This window comes from Lachnospiraceae bacterium, assembly GCA_022794035.1.
Classification (GTDB): domain Bacteria; phylum Bacillota; class Clostridia; order Lachnospirales; family Bianqueaceae; genus CALWPV01.
In genome coordinates, this window is sequence record JAAWDX010000001.1 from 150,443 (window position 1) to 167,965 (window position 17,523).

Here is a 17,523-nt window from a genome sequence, read left to right on the forward strand (position 1 = left end):
TTTTTGCATATATTGCCCGCATGAAGCACATTAAGAGATGGGGGCTCATGCGCAGCAATCGGGAGGAAAATGTGCAGGAGCACAGCCTTCAGGTGGCGATGATTGCGCATTGTCTGGCACTGATTGAAAATAAAAGATACGGCGGCAGAGTAGATCCGGAGCATGTGATGGCGCTGGCTGTTTTTCATGAGACGGCGGAGGTCATTACCGGTGATCTGGTGACGCCGATTAAGTATTATAACAAGGAAATTCAGAAGGCCTATAAAAATGTGGAGAAGGTGGCGGAGGAAAAGATGATTTCGCTGCTGCCGGAGGAGCTGAGGGATGACTACCGTCCGTTGATCCAGCCGGAGGAGGAGGCATACCGGTATGTGAAGGCGGCTGATACCATTGCGGCCTATACAAAATGTCTGGAGGAGCTAAAGAGCGGAAATATGGAGTTTTCCATGGCAAAGCAGACGCTGCAGCAGAAGATTCACGATATGAACATGCCTTGTGCAGAGGACTTTTTGCGGGAGTTTATTCCCAGCTTTTCCATGACGCTGGATGAGCTAAATTAATAGTTGACTTTGCACGGATTATGCCTTATATTTATTCAGTTGGATAGTGACAAATTTTGAGGAAAGAAGGGTTTGGGATGTATAATCGACATTTTTTTACATCTGAGTCCGTGACAGAAGGACATCCGGATAAGATCTGTGACCAGATTTCTGATGCCATTTTGGATGAAATCCTAGCGAAGGACCCTATGGGACGTGTTGCCTGTGAAACAACTGCCACTACCGGTATGGTGATGATCATGGGCGAAATTAGTACAAAATGCTATGTAGATATTCCGAAAATTGCGCGCAGCGTGATTGAGGAAATTGGATATAATAATGCAGAATATGGTTTTGATTGCAACACCTGCGCTGTGATGACAGTGATTGATGAGCAGTCGCCTGATATTGCGCTGGGCGTGGACCATTCGATGGAGAATAAGTCTGGTTCCTCCAGTGAGGAAGATCTGTTTGGCGCAGGAGATCAGGGAATGATGTTTGGATATGCCTGTGATGAAACGCCTGAGCTGATGCCGATGACGGCATCGCTGTCTCATAAGCTGGCAAAACGGCTTACAGAGGTAAGGAAATCAGGGCTGATGCCTTATCTGAGACCTGACGGAAAGTCGCAGGTTACGATTGAGTTTGAGAATGATCAGCCTAAACGGATTGAAGCTGTGGTGGTTTCCTCTCAGCACAGCAGCGAAGTATCCATGGAGCAGCTGCGCAAAGAAATTATGGAAAATGTGATTTTGCAGGTGCTTCCTGCAGAGATGCTGGATGATGAGACCAAGTTTTATATCAATCCGACGGGACGCTTTATCATTGGAGGACCGCAGGGAGACAGCGGCCTTACCGGCCGTAAGATTATTGTGGATACATACGGCGGCTATGCGCGTCATGGCGGCGGCTGTTTTTCCGGTAAGGACCCGACAAAGGTGGACCGGAGCGCTGCCTATGCAGCCCGTTATGCGGCCAAAAATGTGGTGGCTGCCGGCCTTGCTAAAAAATGTGAGGTGCAGCTGGCCTATGCGATCGGCGTGAGCAAACCCGTGTCTGTGATGGTGGATACCTTTGGCACCGGCGTATATGAGGATGAGAAGATTTCGGAGGCTATTCAGCATGTATTTGATCTTCGTCCGGCATCGATTATCCGCGAGCTCGATCTTAGAAAGCCTATTTATAAAAAGCTGGCAGCCTATGGACATATGGGGCGTGAAGAACTGGGTGTAAAATGGGAGCAGACGGATAAGGTCTGTGCATTAAAAGATTATCTGCAAAAATAAATCAGATAGGAGGCTGTCATGAACGTTTCAGAAGCAATTGAAAAGAGACGCAGCATTCGGCGTTTTTCTCCGCAGCCCATCGAAAAGAACATGCTGTATGAGCTTGTGATGGGTGCTAGGTTAGCGCCGCAGGCGGCAAATATTCAGCCCCTGCAGTATATGATTGTGCATCAAAAGCAGCTTCTGGAGCCTGTTTTTGCCTGTACCCGCTGGGCGGGATATCTGGAGGGATATGCGCCAAAGCCGGGATTTAGACCGACAGCGTATATCATAGTGCTCATCAATGAGGAGCTGAAGAAAAACGGAAATGATACCGATGCGGGTGCTGCCATAGAGAATATGCTGCTTTTAGCAGTGGAAAAAGGACTAGGCAGCTGCTGGATCGGGTCTTTGGACAGAGAGCAGCTGACAAAGCTTTTAGGCGTGCCGGAAACCTGCAGAATTCATTCGCTGATTGCGCTGGGATACCCGGCGGAAAATCCGGTTTGGGAAGAAAAGGAGGGGGATTCTATTCAGTATTATCTGGATGAAGAGCGCCGTCTTCATGTACCCAAACGCCGCATGAATGAGATCATTTTACCTATTCAGCCTAATTTAGAGAAATAAAAAGAGAGGCGTTTCAAGATATTTTCATTTTTGAACGCCTTTTTGATTTGAAAAGATGAAAGTGTGTTTGCTTATAGTCAGGTAGAGGATGATATACCATGGGAAACATGAAAATTAATGCAAATGGAACAGAAATCAGAGTAGTGGGCGATGTTATTAATGAAGAAGCGTATGTTTCATTGACAGATATAGCCAAGTACAAAAATGCAAACAATGCTTTTATTGTAATTGCGAATTGGATGAGGAATCATTCCACAATTTCGTTTTTGGGGTTATGGGAACAAATTCATAATCCAAATTTTAAACCTATCGAATTCGATAGGTTTAAAGCAGAATCAGGAGATAATGCATTCACGTTGACACCCCAGCAATGGATAAAATCGACGGATGCGATAGGAATTCTATCAAAATCGGGACGATATGGCGGTACCTATGCTCATACTGATATTGCTTTTGAATTTGCATCTTGGATTTCACCTGAATTTAAACTTTATATTATAAAAGATTATCAAAGATTAAAAAAAGATGAGGCAAGTAAGCTTGCAATTGGATGGGATGTTAAGAGAGAACTTTCAAAAATAAATTATCGCATTCATACAGATGCAGTAAAAGAATTTTTAATTACGCCTACATTATCTCCTAAAGAGATGAGCTATGCATATGCATCAGAAGCAGATGTTCTTAATATGGCTTTATTTGGAAAGACAGCATCTCAATGGAGAAATGAAAAAGGAATAAGAGGAAAGACGCCTAATATTAGAGATTTTGCTTCGGCAGAAGAATTAGTAGTTCTTATCAATTTAGAAGATACCAATGCAGATTTAATAAGGCAGGAGATACCACAAATTGAACGATTAAAGATATTAAGAGAAAAAGCATATAGACAGCTTGAAATTCTTAGGAGGAATAGAGAAACATTGGAGGCATTAAAGAAAAGCTTAGTTGAAAATACAGATGATAAAGAAAAATAAAAAAATCATGATGAAAAACGGAGGAAGCACAATGAAAAAAGTAGCTGTGATTATGGGAAGCGATAGCGATTGGTCGGTTGTCCAAAAGGCTGTCAAGGTATTAAAGACATATGAGATTCCTTATGAGGTGCATGTGATGAGCGCGCACCGTACACCGGTGCAGGCCAGTGAGTTTGCAGCCAGTGCAAAGGAAAAGGGATTTGGCGTGATCATTGCGGCTGCCGGCATGGCGGCACATTTGGCCGGTGTTTTAGCAGCGCATACAACGATTCCAGTGATTGGCATTCCCATTCAATCAGCCGGTCTTGGCGGCATCGATGCGCTTCTGGCAACGGTACAGATGCCCACAGGCATTCCGGTAGCGACGGTAGCTGTGAATGGGGCTGGTAATGCTGCTCATTTAGCAGCGCAGATACTGGCTCTTTCAGATGACACGCTGGCTGCTAAGCTAGAGGCCGGCAAGAAGGCCATGGAAGAAGAAGTGCTGGTGAAGGATCAAAAGATTCAGCAGCTGGCCGAAGAAATTTAAACAGGAGAATAGAATTTATTATGGGCGGTATATTTGGTGTCGTCTCTAAGGGCGACTGTACAATGGATTTATACTTTGGCATTGATTATCATTCACATCTGGGAACGCGCAACGGCGGTATGGCGGTCTATACGGAAAGTGGATTTGACCGCTCCATCCACAAGCTGGAAAACGCACAGTTTAGAAATAAATTTGAAAACGCGGCTAACCGAATGCATGGTCATGTAGGGATTGGCTGTATCAGTGATTCAGAGCCTCAGCCTCTTTTGGTGCGCTCTAGCTTGGGGCATTTTGCGATCACAACAGTGGGACGAGTCAACAATCTGGATGAGCTGGTGAAGGAGCTTCTATTTGATCAGGCAGGGCATTTTCTGGAGATGAACGGAAATGAAATCAATCCCACCGAGGTAGTCGCTACGCTGATCAATCAAAAGGATACGATTGAAGAAGGGATCCGCTATGCACAGACGCGGATTGATGGATCTATGTCACTGATGGTGGCGACGAAGGACGGAATTTATTGCGGTCGTGACCTGGTAGGAAGAACGCCGATTATTTTGGCGCAGAAGGATGATGGAAGCCTATGCGCCTCTTTTGAGTCACATGCCTATCTGAATTTGGGCTATCGAACCATTCGCGAGCTTGGTCCGGGAGAGGTCGTCTTTTTATCAGAAAAGGGTGTGGAAAACAAGATTCCGCCCATGGATAAGAAGCGCGTATGCTCCTTCCTGTGGACCTATTATGGATATCCTACGGCGACCTATGAGGGTGTTAATGTAGAGGAATCCCGCTATCGCTGCGGAGCCCTTATGGCAGAGGCAGATGAAAAGGACCATCTAGAGCTTGACAGTGTAGGCGGCATCCCTGATTCCGGATTAGCAGCGGCCATTGGCTATGCCAATCGTTCGGGTGTCCCTTTTAAACGTCCGTTTATTAAATATACGCCCACATGGCCGCGCAGCTTCATGCCCACGCATCAAAGCGTGAGAAATCTGATTGCCCATATGAAGCTCATCCCTGTGCATGAACTGATTCAGGATAAAAAGCTGCTATTTATCGATGATTCGATTGTACGCGGTACGCAGCTCAGAGAAACCGTTGACTTTTTATATCAGAGCGGCGCCAAAGAGGTGCATGTGCGTCCCGCGTGTCCGCCGATCATGTTTGGCTGTAAGTATATCAATTTTTCGCGTTCCACATCCGACATGGACCTGATTGCCCGTCGTATCATTGTCAAACTGGAAGGCGGCATCCCAAGCGAGGATCGCTTTAAGCTCTATACCGATGCCTCCACACAGGAATATCAGAATATGGTAGAAGAAATCCGCAAGGAAATGCATTTTACCAGCCTCAAATTCCCCAGTCTGGAAATGCTGGTCAAATCGATCGGCATTCCCGAATGTGAGCTCTGCACCTATTGCTGGAACGGAAAGGAATAAGCAGCATGCTACCGCAGGATTTGATTGAAACATTAGAAACGCCTTGCATCGTCATCGACGAGCGCATTGCAAAAGAAAATATAAAGCGGATGCAGCAGCAGGTCAGTGCTTGCGGCTGCAAGCTGCGTCCCCATATTAAAACGCATAAAATGCCCTATTTCGCCCAGCTGCAGCTGGCAGCTGGCGCTGAGGGAATCTGCAGCTGCAAGGTATCAGAAGCCGAGATCATGGCAGACGGCGGCATAGAGGATATTTTCCTTGCTTACCCACTGGTGGGCAAAAGGAAATTGGCTCGTGCCATGGCGCTGGCTAAGAGAGTCCGCAGACTGATCCTCGCGGTGGACAGTACTGCGCAGGCGCAGGCGCTGCATGATGCGGCGCAGGAAGCGGGCATTAAGGTGGAAGTGCGCATGGAGGTGGATACGGGCGCGAAGCGGACCGGCGTGACCAGAGAGCATGTGCAGGAGCTGGCGCTGGCTTTGAAGCAGATGCCGCATCTGAATCTGACGGGTATCTATACGTTTAAGAGCTTGATTTTGGGTGAGAAGCCTACGGAGGATAATGAAGCGGCCGGCCAAGAGGAGGGCGAGCTGCTGCGGGATATAGCGGCGCAGCTGGCGGCGCTTGGGTTTGAGAATCTGGAGATCAGCGGAGGCTCTACGCCGACAGGGCTTTATGTGGCGAAGAGCGGATGTGTGGATGAGGTGCGTCCGGGGACTTATATTTTTAATGATTATATGCTGATTCAGGAGAAGGCAGCGCTGCCGGAGCAGGTGGCGGTGCGGCTGTATGCCACGGTCGTGAGCGTGCCGGCGAAGGAATATGCGGTGATCGACGGAGGCACCAAAACGTTTCCGATGGATATTTTGCTTGATCAGCCGCCCTATTTTTATCCGTCCTATGCCATGGTGCAGGGACGGGAGGATCTGCAGCTTAGACGAATGAATGAGGAGCATGGCATCCTGACGAGCACAAAGGGGGATGTGCAGCTGCAGGTGGGTCAGGTGCTGGAGCTGATGCCGGTGCATGTCTGTACGGCAATCAATATGCAAAATCAGGTCTATATTTATGACGGCAAGACGCTGCGCAAGGAGAAAGTGGCTGCGCGCGGCATGCTGGTTTAAATGCGGCGCTTGGCGGCCCAAGGGCTGCTTGCAATAAATTTTTGATAAGGAGAGATGAAAATGAGCATTTATGACGTATTAAAGGAAAAAGGAATTACACTGCCTCCCGCGCCTCCGAAGGGCGGATTGTATACGCCGGTTAAGGAATTTGGCGAAAAGCTGATTTATGTTTCCGGCTGCGGCTGTAACATCGGTGATGAGATTGGCTGCGGCAAGCTGGGAAAGGAAATCACGGTCGAAGAGGGCAAGAAATGGGCGCGCAATGCGATGCTGAATGTGCTGTCGGTGGTGGATGCGAATGTGGGCTTGGATCAGATAAAGAGTTGTGTAAAGATGCTGGCCTTCGTTGCAAGCGATCCTGATTTTTATCAGCAGCCGGCGGTGGCTAACGGCGCCAGTGAGCTTTTGATGGAGGTATTTGGCGAGGTTCCGTCCCGTTCTGCAGTGGGCATGGTATGCCTGCCGGATAATCTGCCGATTGAGATCGAAATGATTTTCGAGTTAAAATAAAATTCATATGAAAAGAAAGACATTTGGCTGGATACTAAGCGGCGTCATTCTTTTCATAGCAGTCATAACGGCACTCTTTTTTCTTTTGTTTTATACGAAGGCATGTGATTTTTGGCATCTGACAGGGCTAGAGGAAGGTCAGATTGAGGAGATTTATATTTCGTATTTAGGAGAGGAAAACAGAGTGCCTTTATCTGCTGGCTATAAAGAGGGTTTATTAGCAGCGCTTAGCGGCAGCGAGCTGAAACAGGTTAAGGACGAGGAGCAGCCTGTTTTTGAAAGTGCGTACCGTATTTGGTTTGAAATAGACGGGGAACTGCGGCAATATCCATTTTATTGGTTTTCCGGCAGGCGTCCCCTATCGACGCTGGCAGAGCAGAATCTGGATGAAAGCACAAAAGGATATGCCAGCGGTCTCTATGAATATCAGGATCGAAGATTTGACGTGCAGGTGGGAGACAGGCGCTTTCATTTTGAGCAGGCACGGGATGCGTTTTGGAATGAGGATATCAGCGAGCGGGCTTTTAAGGAAGCGGCCGCGGCAGCGGGAAGGCCGCAGCGTTATGAGCTGGATGGCTATGATGCAGAGGGAATGCATATCATAGATATGCCGACCGCGGTAGAGGGGCTTTATGATGAAGGAAAGACGGCTCAGGAGCTTATGGAGGCTTCTGAGCTGGTGATCGTCGCTGAGTGGATGGGCACAGTGCATGAAGAGCCAGAATATGATTTATATGGCATGGATGTATTTAAACCGCTGCAGGTCTGGAAAGGGAAGGAAGGCTTTTCACAGCTGATTTATTGTCCAAAATGGCAATATGGAGATCGTATTCTCAGGGACGGAAGCAGCGTCGTGGTATATCCGCCGGCATGTACAGCCATTTTTGAAAAGAACCGTGAGTATGTGCTTTGTCTGCATATAGAAGAGGAGAAGCAAGGGAGGCCTGTGGTGGCGACGCTGGTAGGAGGCCGCATGTTTGGCGCAGGGATTTTACAGAATGGACGTATATATCCTGCTTATAATACGGAGTTTCATCCGTTTAACGGAATGGTGAAGCCATAAAAAAATTTTTTAAAAGTGAATGGATTTATGCTGGAGAATCGTATTATAGATGAATGAGGTCAGAAATGACTGTTTGAAAACAAGGAGGACTGCGTATGCAAAAAGCAATCATCGGAATTTTAACAGTAGTGATGGCGTTATCATCCGGGGCAGCCGCTGTTGTGCCGGCAGAAAAGGAAATCACCCCGAGCTTTGTGGATGTAGATCAAAATGGGGTTTGTGACAATTTTGAAAATGGTTGCGGCTATATCGATGAGGACAGTGATGGGGTGTGCGATTATTATGATGGACATCATCAGGGCTGGCCCGGTCAAAATCAGGGCGGCCGCGGTCATGGCAGAAATTGTGAGGATGGCCATGGGCACAGAGGCAGATGTAATCGGTCATAAGGGATTTTGAAATGCGGAGCGAACAAGAGGTCAATCGGGCAATCGAACGGTATGCAGATACAATTCGGCGGCTTTGCATGATACACTTAAAAAATTACGCAGACACAGAGGACATATTTCAAACAGTATTTTTGAAGTATGTCCTTAGCTGTGTTTCATTTGAAAGTGAGGAGCATGAAAAAGCCTGGTTCATTCGGGTCACCATCAATGCCTGCAAGGATTTTCTTAAAAATTTTTTTCGCAGCCATACGGTTTCTTTAGAAGAAATACTGGATCAGCCGGCTGAAATGAATCCGGATCACAAAGAGGTTTTAGAAGCAGTGCTGGCTCTTCCGGAAAAGTATAGAAATGTAGTATACCTGCATTATTTTGAAGGGTACACAGCGCCGCAGATCAGCCGCATTTTGAATAAAAATGTCAATACAATTTATACGCTCCTGACTCGTTCCAGACAAATGCTACGGGAAAGGCTGGGAGGTGATGTATATGAGGGATAGAATAAAGCAAAGCTTTGAGCAGATTCAGGCAGAGGAAGCATTGAAGGAGAGTACAAAAGCTTTCTTGATGAAAAAAACACATGGATATGCAAGGGTTAAAAAAGAAAGGCATTTTTATCGTTTATGCACGGCAGTATGTATGTGTTTTTTGTTGATTGCTGCCGGCTGCGGCTGGGTGTATTATACGCCAACGGCGGAGATCAGTATAGATATCAATCCATCTATCGAACTGAAAATCAATCGATTTGATAGGGTGATTGCGGTCAGCAGTTATAATAAAGACGGGGCAGCATTAGCAGAGGGTCTGCATGTTAAGCATATGAATTATTATGAAGCCTTGGATCAGATATTAGCTAGTGAGGGAATTGCTCTCTTGTTATCGGATGATGAGATTATGGCTATTACGGTTACAGCCAAAGAGGAAGCACAATCAGCAGCTATTTTTTCAGACGTTGAGTCATGCGCGGCACATCATGGCAATATGTATTGCTATTCGATGTCCTCTAGTGAGGCAGAGGAGGCGCATAAGACAGGACTCTCCTGTGGAAAGTATAAGGCTCTTTTAGAGCTGCAGCGCCTGGATCCTTCTATCACACCAGCAGCCGTGCAGAATATGACGATGAGACAGATTCGCGACTGGATCGATGCATTATCAGCAGAGTCTGATACAATAGAGGAAGAGACGATAGATCAGGAGAATTCTTCACAGGCCTGTGGACAGGGAGAATGCGGCCATGGGCACAGATATGGCAGGAAATAAAAATAAGGACAGAGTAAACTCCATAGACAGCACACGATCCCTTTTATAAAAAAGGATGCAGCGCTGTCTATTTTTTATGTAAACAGCTCAAGTAAGTTTTCTTTTAAAATTACTTGACAAGTTAACTATTAAAAAGTATACTATTAACTAGTTGATAAAAGGAGGTAAAAAAAGTGAAAACAGAGGTGCAGGAGCGGCAGCATACGATGATGGGAAAGATCATGCGGATCATGCATGACCATAAGCGGGTCATCGACCGGTATTTGTCCGCAACTAATCTGCATAAAAGTCAGCATCGACTGGTTATGGCATTATCCTATTTAGGTAAGGGAATGTCACAGCGAGATTTGGCAGTAAGGCTTAATATTACGCCGGCCGCCATTGCTGTGACGGTGAAAAAGCTGGCAAGGGACGGGATCATTGAAAAAAAACCATCAGAAGATGATATGCGGTTTAACAAAGTAGAGATTACGGAGAAGGGCCGGCAGATTGCCAAGGAAAGCAAACAGGTATTTGAATATATCGATGCAAAAATGTTTGATGGATTTTCGGAGGAGGAGATGGCGCTGTTTGAGGAGTATCTTAACAGAGTGCAGGCAAATCTTTCCGATGTGTTAGGAAAAGAGGTGTTAAAAAATGAAAAGATGGATGAAATACGTTAAGCCGTATTGGGTGTATTTTGTGGTCGGTCCGCTGCTTATGATCATAGAGGTTGTCGGTGAGGTGTTCATGCCTAAATTTATGGCACAGATCATCAATAACGGTGTGCAGCATCAAAATGTAGGCTATATCATTACGATGGGGCTGGTCATGCTGGTGACGGCGGTCCTGATGATGCTGGGCGGCATTGGAGGCTCCTATTTTGGCGCAAAGGCCTCTATCAATTTTGGCGCTGATGTGCGCCATGATGTATTTTCGAAAGTGCAGAAATTTTCATTTAGCAATATCGATAAATTTTCTACGGCTTCTCTGGTCACACGGCTGACCAATGATGTAACGCAGATGCAAAATTTTATCAATATGCTGCTTAGAATGTGCCTTCGGTCGCCGGGCATGCTGATTGGCGCATTGATCATGGCCATCAATATCAATGCCAGACTGGCTCTGATTTTGGCTGTAATTATGCCGGTGATGGCCATCACGATGATTTTTGTGCTCAAAAAAGGATTTCCGCGGTTTGGTATTATGCAGACCAAGATAGATGGCCTGAATACGAGTATTCAGGAAAATCTGACCAATGTACGTGTAGTTAAGTCCTTTGTGCGCGAGGAGCAGCAGAATCAAAAGTTTCAGGAAGCAAACCGCGATCTGAAAAAAGCGGGACTGAGCGCGATGAATGTGGTCATTCTGACAATGCCACTGATGAACTTTTTTATGAACTTTACCTCGCTGGCCGTTGTTTGGTTTGGCGGCAGGCAGGTAATGGTCGGCGGTATGCAGATCGGCGATTTAACGGCATTTGTGACCTATATTACACAGATCCTGTCCTCGCTGATGATGCTTTCGATGATCTTTATGAATGCATCCCGCGCAATGGCTTCCTCCAAACGTCTTAAAGAGGTGCTGGATGAAAGGATTGATCTGAATGATGAGAATGCCAGATATCCGGAGCGCAAGGTGACGGAAGGACGGATTGAATTTAAAAATGTGAATTTCCGGTATTATAAAAACAGCCAGGAAAAGGTGCTGGATGAGGTCAATTTGACAATTGAGCCGGGACAGACTGTAGGCATTATTGGCTCTACCGGATGCGGCAAAACAACGCTGGTGTCCATGATTCCGCGTTTATATGATGCAGATGAAGGACAGATTTTAGTGGACGGCATCGATGTGCGCGATTATAAGCTGGAGAACCTGCGTGACGGCGTGGGCATGGTGCTGCAGAAAAATGTACTGTTTTCCGGCAGCATTAAAGAAAACCTTCTTTGGGGTGATGAAAACGCAACGGATGAAGAGATTTATGCGGCAGCAGAGAGCGCGCAGGCACATAGCTTTGTACAGAGCTTTACGGATGGATACCAGATGGAGCTTGGACAGGGCGGCGTAAATGTATCCGGAGGGCAGAAGCAGCGCCTTTGTATTGCCAGAGCGCTTTTGAAAAAGCCGAAGATCCTGATCTTAGATGACAGCACCAGCGCCGTGGATACGGCGACAGAGGCCCGCATCAGAGAGGCTTTTAATCATGAGCTTAAGGATTCTACCAAAATCATTATCGCGCAGCGCATCACGTCGGTGCAGGATGCCGATGAAATCATAGTGGTCAACGAGGGCAAGATCACCGGTATCGGTACGCATGAGCAGCTGCTGCAGCATAATGAAGAATATCAGGAGATTTATTATTCTCAGATGGATAAAAAGGAGGTGACTGTATAATGCCGCCAATGGGAGGTCCGGGAGGACGGGGGCGCCGTATGGGCGAGCCCAGTAAGCCTAAAAACGCAAAAGCAACGATTCAGCGGCTTTTTGCGTATGTGGGCAAATATAAAGTAAAAGTAACGATTGCGTTGATTTTTGTTGTCCTGAGAACATTGGCAACATTAGCATCATCCTATCTGCTGAGACCGATTATCAACAATTATATCATTCCCGGGGGCGGAGAAAATCTGCTCAAGGGGCTGGCCATGGGGCTGGGCGTGCTGGCTCTGGTGTATCTTGTAAATATTGTGTCTGCTTACGGTCAGTCGAGGCTTATGATCTATGTATCGCAGCATTCCATCGAAGCTATCCGAAATGATCTGTTTACAAAGGTGCAGAAGCTGCCTGTGCGCTATTATGATACGCACAGCACCGGTGATATGATGAGCCGGTTTACGAATGATGTGGATAATATAGGACAGATGCTGGACAGCACACTGGTGAGTATCTTTTCCGGTACGATTCAGCTGATTGGCACGTTGGTCATGATGATTTACACCAATATCTGGCTGACGCTGATTACGATTTTCTTTATTCCGGTGTTTGCTAAGGCCGGCGGTACGATTGCCAAGCATAGTCGCAAGTATTATTCGCAGCAGCAGGCAGCGCTGGGCGCTTTAAACGGATATATTGAAGAATCTGTCACAGGACAGAAGGTAGTCAAGGTCTTCAATCATGAGGAAAAATGTAAGGAAGAATTCGGAAAGCTCAATCAGGACCTGCGCAATAAGCAGATCAGAGCGCAGTTCTTCGGCGGTATTATGGGCCCGATCATGGGCAACATGAGCCAGATCAGCTATGCAGTGACGGCGTGCATCGGCGGTATTTTATGTGCGCTGGGCCGCTTTGACATTGGCGGTCTGACGGTATTTGTCAATTATTCGCGCCAGTTCAGTTTTCCGATCAGTGAGCTTTCTAGCCAGGTCACCAATATCTTTTCCGCTTTGGCAGGCGCAGAGCGTGTATTTGTCATGATGGACGAGGAGCCGGAGCAGCTTGACGCTGCCGATGCGGTGGCGATGCCGCAGATGGAGGGGCATGTGGTGCTGGATCACGTGACATTTGGCTATAATCCGGATAAGACAATCCTGAAGGATATCAATCTAACGGCAGAGCCGGGTCAAAAGATTGCTTTCGTTGGTTCTACTGGCGCCGGCAAGACAACGATTACCAACCTGCTCAATCGTTTTTATGATATTCAGGAAGGCAGTATTTCAATTGACGGTGTCAATATCCAGAAAATCCAAGGCGATGAGCTGAGAAAGAATATCGCAATGGTGCTGCAGGATACGCACCTGTTTACCGGAAGCGTAATGGAAAACATCCGTTTTGGCCGGATGGATGCAACCGACGAAGAGGTCATTGAGGCAGCCAAAACGGCCAGTGCACATTCCTTTATTATGCGGCTGGATCAGGGATACGACACGATCCTGGAAGGCGACGGCGCCAATCTTTCGCAGGGCCAGCGCCAGCTGATCAACATTGCGCGTGCCGCCATCAGCAAGGCGCCCATTCTGGTTTTGGATGAAGCCACCAGCTCTGTTGATACAAGAACAGAGCGCCATATTGAGCATGGTATGGACCGTCTGATGAAAAACCGCACTACCTTCGTTATCGCGCACCGTCTCTCCACTGTACGCAATGCAGACGCCATCATGGTGCTGGAGCATGGCGAGATCATCGAGCGCGGCAGTCACGATGAGCTATTAGCGCTGAAAGGCCGCTATTATGAGCTATATACAGGTCTTAAAGAATTAGATTAAAGGAGAATCACAATGGCAGAAACAAAAATTTTAGACCGCAGCCAGATCGCAGAGGAGTACAAATGGGACTTAACGCCCATGTACGCCAGTGATGAGGCATGGGAAGCGGAGTTAAAGAACGTAGACGATTTGATTGAAAGACTGCCCGCCTATGCGGGAAAATTGACGGCGTCTCCAGAAAGCCTGCGGGCTTTTCTGGATGACCAGGAGGTTTTGGAGCGCAAGCTCTCCAACCTGAGCTGCTATGCCTCGCTGCGACGCTCAGAGGACACACGGGCGCAGGCTGCTCAGGTGATGATGTCAAAGGCAAGAAGCAAGCTGGTGAAGGTTGGCTCGCTGCTGTCCTTTGCGGAGCCTGAAATTTTGTCAATGTCAGAGGAGCAGTTTAAGAGCTTTATAGAGGCGCCGGTATTAAAGGAATATCGGTTTATGCTGGAGGATCTGTGGCGGCGCAAGGCGCATACGCTGACGGAAGCGGAGGAGAAGATCTTGGCGGCCATGGGCGAGGTGGCAGGTGCGCCGCGTGAGATTTCGAGCATGCTGCAGGATGCGGATATGGTGTTTGATCCAGTGCAGATGCAGAGCGGCCAAACGGTAGAGGTGACGGGCTCAAATTATATTTTGCTGCAGTCCTCATCTGACAGGGAGCTTCGTAAAAAGGCCTTTGAGAGCTATTATAAGGGCTTTAAACAGCATATTAACACCTTTACGGCCACATATGCGTCCAGCGTGAAGGCGGATGTATTTAAGGCCCAGACGCGCCATTATGAAAGCGCAAGGGCAATGTCGATGGCGGGAGAAAATGTGCCGGCTTCTGTATATGACAGTCTGGTAGAAACGGTACACCGCTATCTCCCGGCTATGTATCGGTATGTAGCGCTGCGTAAAAAAATCTTAGGCTTGGATGAGCTGCATTATTATGACGTGTATGCGCCGTTGATGGGGGATGTGGATATCAGCTACACCTTTGAGCAGGCTAAGGAAATGGTGAAAAAGGCAGTGGCGCCTCTTGGCGAGGAATACGGCAGGATTGTGCAGAAGGGCTTTGACGAGCACTGGATAGACGTGATGCCTAATACGGGCAAGAGCGGCGGCGCTTTTTCTTCTGGGACCTATGACAGCGCTCCTTATGTGCTGACGAATTTTACTGGTACCATTGACAGTGTGTCCACGATTGCGCATGAGATGGGACATTCACTGCATACGTATCTTTCCAATCATACGCAGCCGTCGCAGTATGCACACTATACGCTATTTGTGGCAGAGGTGGCTTCTACTGTGAATGAAAACCTGATGATCGAGCAGCTGCTCTCGCAGGATATCAAGCCGGAGATGAGGCTGTATCTGCTGAATCAGTACCTGGAGAACTTTAAGGGAACGGTATACCGGCAGACGATGTTTGCTGAGTTTGAGAAGATTGCGCATGAGCAGGTGGAAAAGGGAGAGGCGCTGAGCGCTGAATATCTGTCGGAGCTGTATAAGGATCTGGTGCAGCAGTACTTTGGGCCGGAGCTGGTGATGGATGAAGGCGTTAAGTATGAGTGGGCCCGTATTCCTCATTTCTATAGAAGCTTTTATGTGTATAAGTATGCAACTGGATATTCATCTGCCGTAGCGCTCTCGGAAGGCATTTTGAAAGAGGGTCAGGCTGCCGTGAAGCCGTATCTGGAGTTTCTTTCTATGGGCGGCAGTCAGTATCCGCTGGATAGCCTGAAGCACGCAGGGGTAGATTTAACAACGCCGGCGCCGATTGAAAAGGCACTGCAGAAGTTTGAGCAGATCGTGATAGAGGCAGAAAAGGTGTATGAGCAGCTGAAATAAGTGAACGCATACAAACAAAAACAAGGACATCTCAAAGCAGATACTTTGAAATGTCCTTGTTTTTTAGAACTTTACTTATGCGGCTGAATTTTTAGCATCTTCAAGGATCTTACGAATCTCTTCCAGGAGCTTCATGGGATCAGGGCAATAGTAGAGCAAAAACAAAATAAAGGTCAATGTACTGCACAGACTTTTGCCGTTATCAATGTCGCTGTAGGATCTTGTGTCGATTTCAAGCTTTTCAGCCATCTTCGCTTGGGTTAATCCAAGTCTTTTTCTAGTGTCCTTGAACTGCTTGTGTAAGTAATGCTTCAAAACTTTTAGATAGAGTCTTTTCATGGCTATCTCCTCGCTTTCGTTAGTTTTCATAGGAATTTTAACAAAAGCAAGAGGTATGCACCATGAGGTCTACCTCATATTTGTAAAAATTTTCGAATAAGATCGATTTTTAAAGAAAAGAGCCATCCGATTTGATCGGATGGCTCTTCTGTACAGAAATTAGCGTAATATGTGACGGCAAGATCTGGCAGCAACGGAAATAACAGAATGAATCTGCTGCTCAGATACAATTAGCATGGTCGGCTTCCTCCACATCTTCATGAATCACACCTCCCCTCGCCCAAATTTTGAACATTCTGGATGCCTGTTCACAGGTTTTGCTGTTGATCCAGTAAAACGTACTTTTACCTTGATTTCGTGAACAAAGCAGATTTGCCTTTTTCATGATATCAAGATGATAAGTTACGGTATTTAAAGCGAGCCCCAATTTTCTAGCGATGTCACCACTGGATTGCTCGCCATGTTCCAAGATAATGCCTACAATCCGTTCCCGATGCCGGTCGCCAATAGCATTGCCGATAGCCTCGGGACTGATTTTAAAGTTTATATCAATAAGAAGACTTTCAGTATAATTTTGTCCTAAAATGCACCAGCCATGGACATCATCTAATAAAGTAATCCAGATACCATTTTTCATAAAAAGGCAAAAAGAAATACTAATGGTTTCTAAAGAATTCCATTGTTGTTCAGTATCAACATCAGATTCAGAAGAATTTAAATATAAAGACATGATTTTCTGCAAATCGGGTATGTAAAGATTTTCATGTAATAGAAGCAGTTCATTAGCACGAATTGCATAGCTTTCACATAGTTGGTCATAATAGTTGGTAATTAATTCCTTAAGACAGTCTATATAAGGTTTTTTATTAACAGAAAAGTTAAGAAGGAAAAACCGGATATCATCAGACAAATCATTTCGGTCATAAATCTTTTCGGCAACCTCTGCAGGACGAATGGAAGCGGAGGCCTCTTCATGAAGATAAAAATGGAATATTTTTTCAAATAAGGTATCTGCGTCATTTAATTCTTGTAAAAATGTATCTAGTTCTAATTCAAAATCATATTTTCTGAGCAAGTCTTTAAAGAATATAGAAAGGAAAGTGAGGGCACGCGTATCCTTACGATAAACAAACAGTAACAAGCGCTGATCTGGCTCATCAAATTGATCCATCCAGTAATTATAATAAGTTAAATCGCCATTTTCATGGGTTGAATTGACAACAGTGCTAACCCATTTATCTTTAGGATTTAATTTCATAGTCAGCATGGAAATGGCATCATATAGTAAGCCGGGAGCCTTTTTAAACTTTACATCCATAACATTCTCCTTATTATATACTACTTCTAAATATAAGTTTCCTATTTAATTTATATCACAAAATAAATAGCGAGTCAATATAAGTGGATCAATTGAAAAGAAAGTCGAAAGCCAGAGCAAAGAGAGAATAATATTCCAATATACAGTTCATTTT

At 46.2% G+C, this 17,523-nt stretch carries 18 protein-coding genes; 16 read left to right on the forward strand and 2 right to left on the reverse strand.

Going from position 1 to position 17,523, the window contains the following annotated elements:
• Nucleotides 1–20 precede the first annotated feature (20 nt).
• The 16 genes from yfbR (at nucleotide 21) to pepF (ending at nucleotide 15,712) form a co-directional block, all read left to right on the forward strand.
• Nucleotides 21–560, forward strand: coding sequence for a 5'-deoxynucleotidase (gene yfbR, locus HFE64_00710; protein MCI8631996.1), 540 nt, complete (start codon nucleotides 21–23; stop codon nucleotides 558–560).
• A 77-nt stretch (nucleotides 561–637) separates the two neighbouring features.
• Entirely contained in the window at nucleotides 638–1,825 is a 1,188-nt protein-coding gene (locus HFE64_00715; GenBank protein MCI8631997.1) for a methionine adenosyltransferase, read from the forward strand.
• A gap of 18 nt (nucleotides 1,826–1,843) precedes the next feature.
• On the forward strand, nucleotides 1,844–2,431 hold the full coding sequence (locus tag HFE64_00720) for a nitroreductase (protein MCI8631998.1): 588 nt from the start codon (nucleotides 1,844–1,846) through the stop codon (nucleotides 2,429–2,431).
• A gap of 98 nt (nucleotides 2,432–2,529) precedes the next feature.
• Nucleotides 2,530–3,402: a KilA-N domain-containing protein gene (locus tag HFE64_00725; GenBank protein MCI8631999.1), complete on the forward strand. Its 873-nt coding sequence runs from the start codon at nucleotides 2,530–2,532 to the stop codon at nucleotides 3,400–3,402.
• Between the two features lie 31 nt (nucleotides 3,403–3,433).
• Nucleotides 3,434–3,931, forward strand: a complete 498-nt coding sequence (gene purE / locus HFE64_00730) for a 5-(carboxyamino)imidazole ribonucleotide mutase (protein ID MCI8632000.1) — start codon at nucleotides 3,434–3,436, stop codon at nucleotides 3,929–3,931.
• A 20-nt stretch (nucleotides 3,932–3,951) separates the two neighbouring features.
• Entirely contained in the window at nucleotides 3,952–5,370 is a 1,419-nt protein-coding gene (locus HFE64_00735; protein ID MCI8632001.1) for an amidophosphoribosyltransferase, read from the forward strand.
• A 5-nt stretch (nucleotides 5,371–5,375) separates the two neighbouring features.
• Nucleotides 5,376–6,494, forward strand: coding sequence for an alanine racemase (locus HFE64_00740; protein ID MCI8632002.1), 1,119 nt, complete (start codon nucleotides 5,376–5,378; stop codon nucleotides 6,492–6,494).
• A gap of 60 nt (nucleotides 6,495–6,554) precedes the next feature.
• Nucleotides 6,555–7,004, forward strand: a complete 450-nt coding sequence (locus HFE64_00745) for a RidA family protein (protein MCI8632003.1) — start codon at nucleotides 6,555–6,557, stop codon at nucleotides 7,002–7,004.
• A 7-nt stretch (nucleotides 7,005–7,011) separates the two neighbouring features.
• Entirely contained in the window at nucleotides 7,012–8,067 is a 1,056-nt protein-coding gene (locus HFE64_00750) for a hypothetical protein (GenBank protein MCI8632004.1), read from the forward strand.
• Between the two features lie 95 nt (nucleotides 8,068–8,162).
• Nucleotides 8,163–8,456 (forward strand): hypothetical protein, encoded by a 294-nt coding sequence (locus HFE64_00755; GenBank protein MCI8632005.1) that lies wholly within the window; start codon nucleotides 8,163–8,165, stop codon nucleotides 8,454–8,456.
• 11 nt (nucleotides 8,457–8,467) lie between these two features.
• Complete coding sequence (locus HFE64_00760) at nucleotides 8,468–8,953, forward strand: sigma-70 family RNA polymerase sigma factor (protein MCI8632006.1); 486 nt, start codon at nucleotides 8,468–8,470, stop codon at nucleotides 8,951–8,953.
• A complete protein-coding gene (locus HFE64_00765; protein ID MCI8632007.1) occupies nucleotides 8,943–9,713 on the forward strand; it encodes a hypothetical protein in 771 nt (256 codons plus the stop codon). The genes HFE64_00760 and HFE64_00765 overlap by 11 nt, the downstream gene beginning before the upstream one ends.
• Nucleotides 9,714–9,886: 173 nt before the next feature.
• On the forward strand, nucleotides 9,887–10,375 hold the full coding sequence (locus tag HFE64_00770) for a MarR family transcriptional regulator (GenBank protein ID MCI8632008.1): 489 nt from the start codon (nucleotides 9,887–9,889) through the stop codon (nucleotides 10,373–10,375).
• Complete coding sequence (locus HFE64_00775; protein ID MCI8632009.1) at nucleotides 10,350–12,086, forward strand: ABC transporter ATP-binding protein; 1,737 nt, start codon at nucleotides 10,350–10,352, stop codon at nucleotides 12,084–12,086. Before HFE64_00770 ends, HFE64_00775 begins: the two co-directional genes overlap by 26 nt.
• A complete protein-coding gene (locus HFE64_00780; protein MCI8632010.1) occupies nucleotides 12,086–13,891 on the forward strand; it encodes an ABC transporter ATP-binding protein in 1,806 nt (601 codons plus the stop codon). The genes HFE64_00775 and HFE64_00780 overlap by 1 nt, the downstream gene beginning before the upstream one ends.
• Before the next feature lie 12 nt (nucleotides 13,892–13,903).
• A complete protein-coding gene (gene pepF, locus HFE64_00785; GenBank protein MCI8632011.1) occupies nucleotides 13,904–15,712 on the forward strand; it encodes an oligoendopeptidase F in 1,809 nt (602 codons plus the stop codon).
• Between the two features lie 75 nt (nucleotides 15,713–15,787).
• Here the strand turns inward: pepF and HFE64_00790 are convergent, their stop codons facing one another.
• The gene (locus tag HFE64_00790) at nucleotides 15,788–16,051 is read right to left on the reverse strand and encodes a hypothetical protein (GenBank protein ID MCI8632012.1); all 264 of its coding nucleotides are present in this window, start codon (nucleotides 16,049–16,051) and stop codon (nucleotides 15,788–15,790) included.
• Nucleotides 16,052–16,271: 220 nt separating this feature from the next.
• On the reverse strand, nucleotides 16,272–17,369 hold the full coding sequence (locus HFE64_00795; GenBank protein MCI8632013.1) for a winged helix-turn-helix transcriptional regulator: 1,098 nt from the start codon (nucleotides 17,367–17,369) through the stop codon (nucleotides 16,272–16,274).
• Between the last annotated feature and the right edge of the window lie 154 nt (nucleotides 17,370–17,523).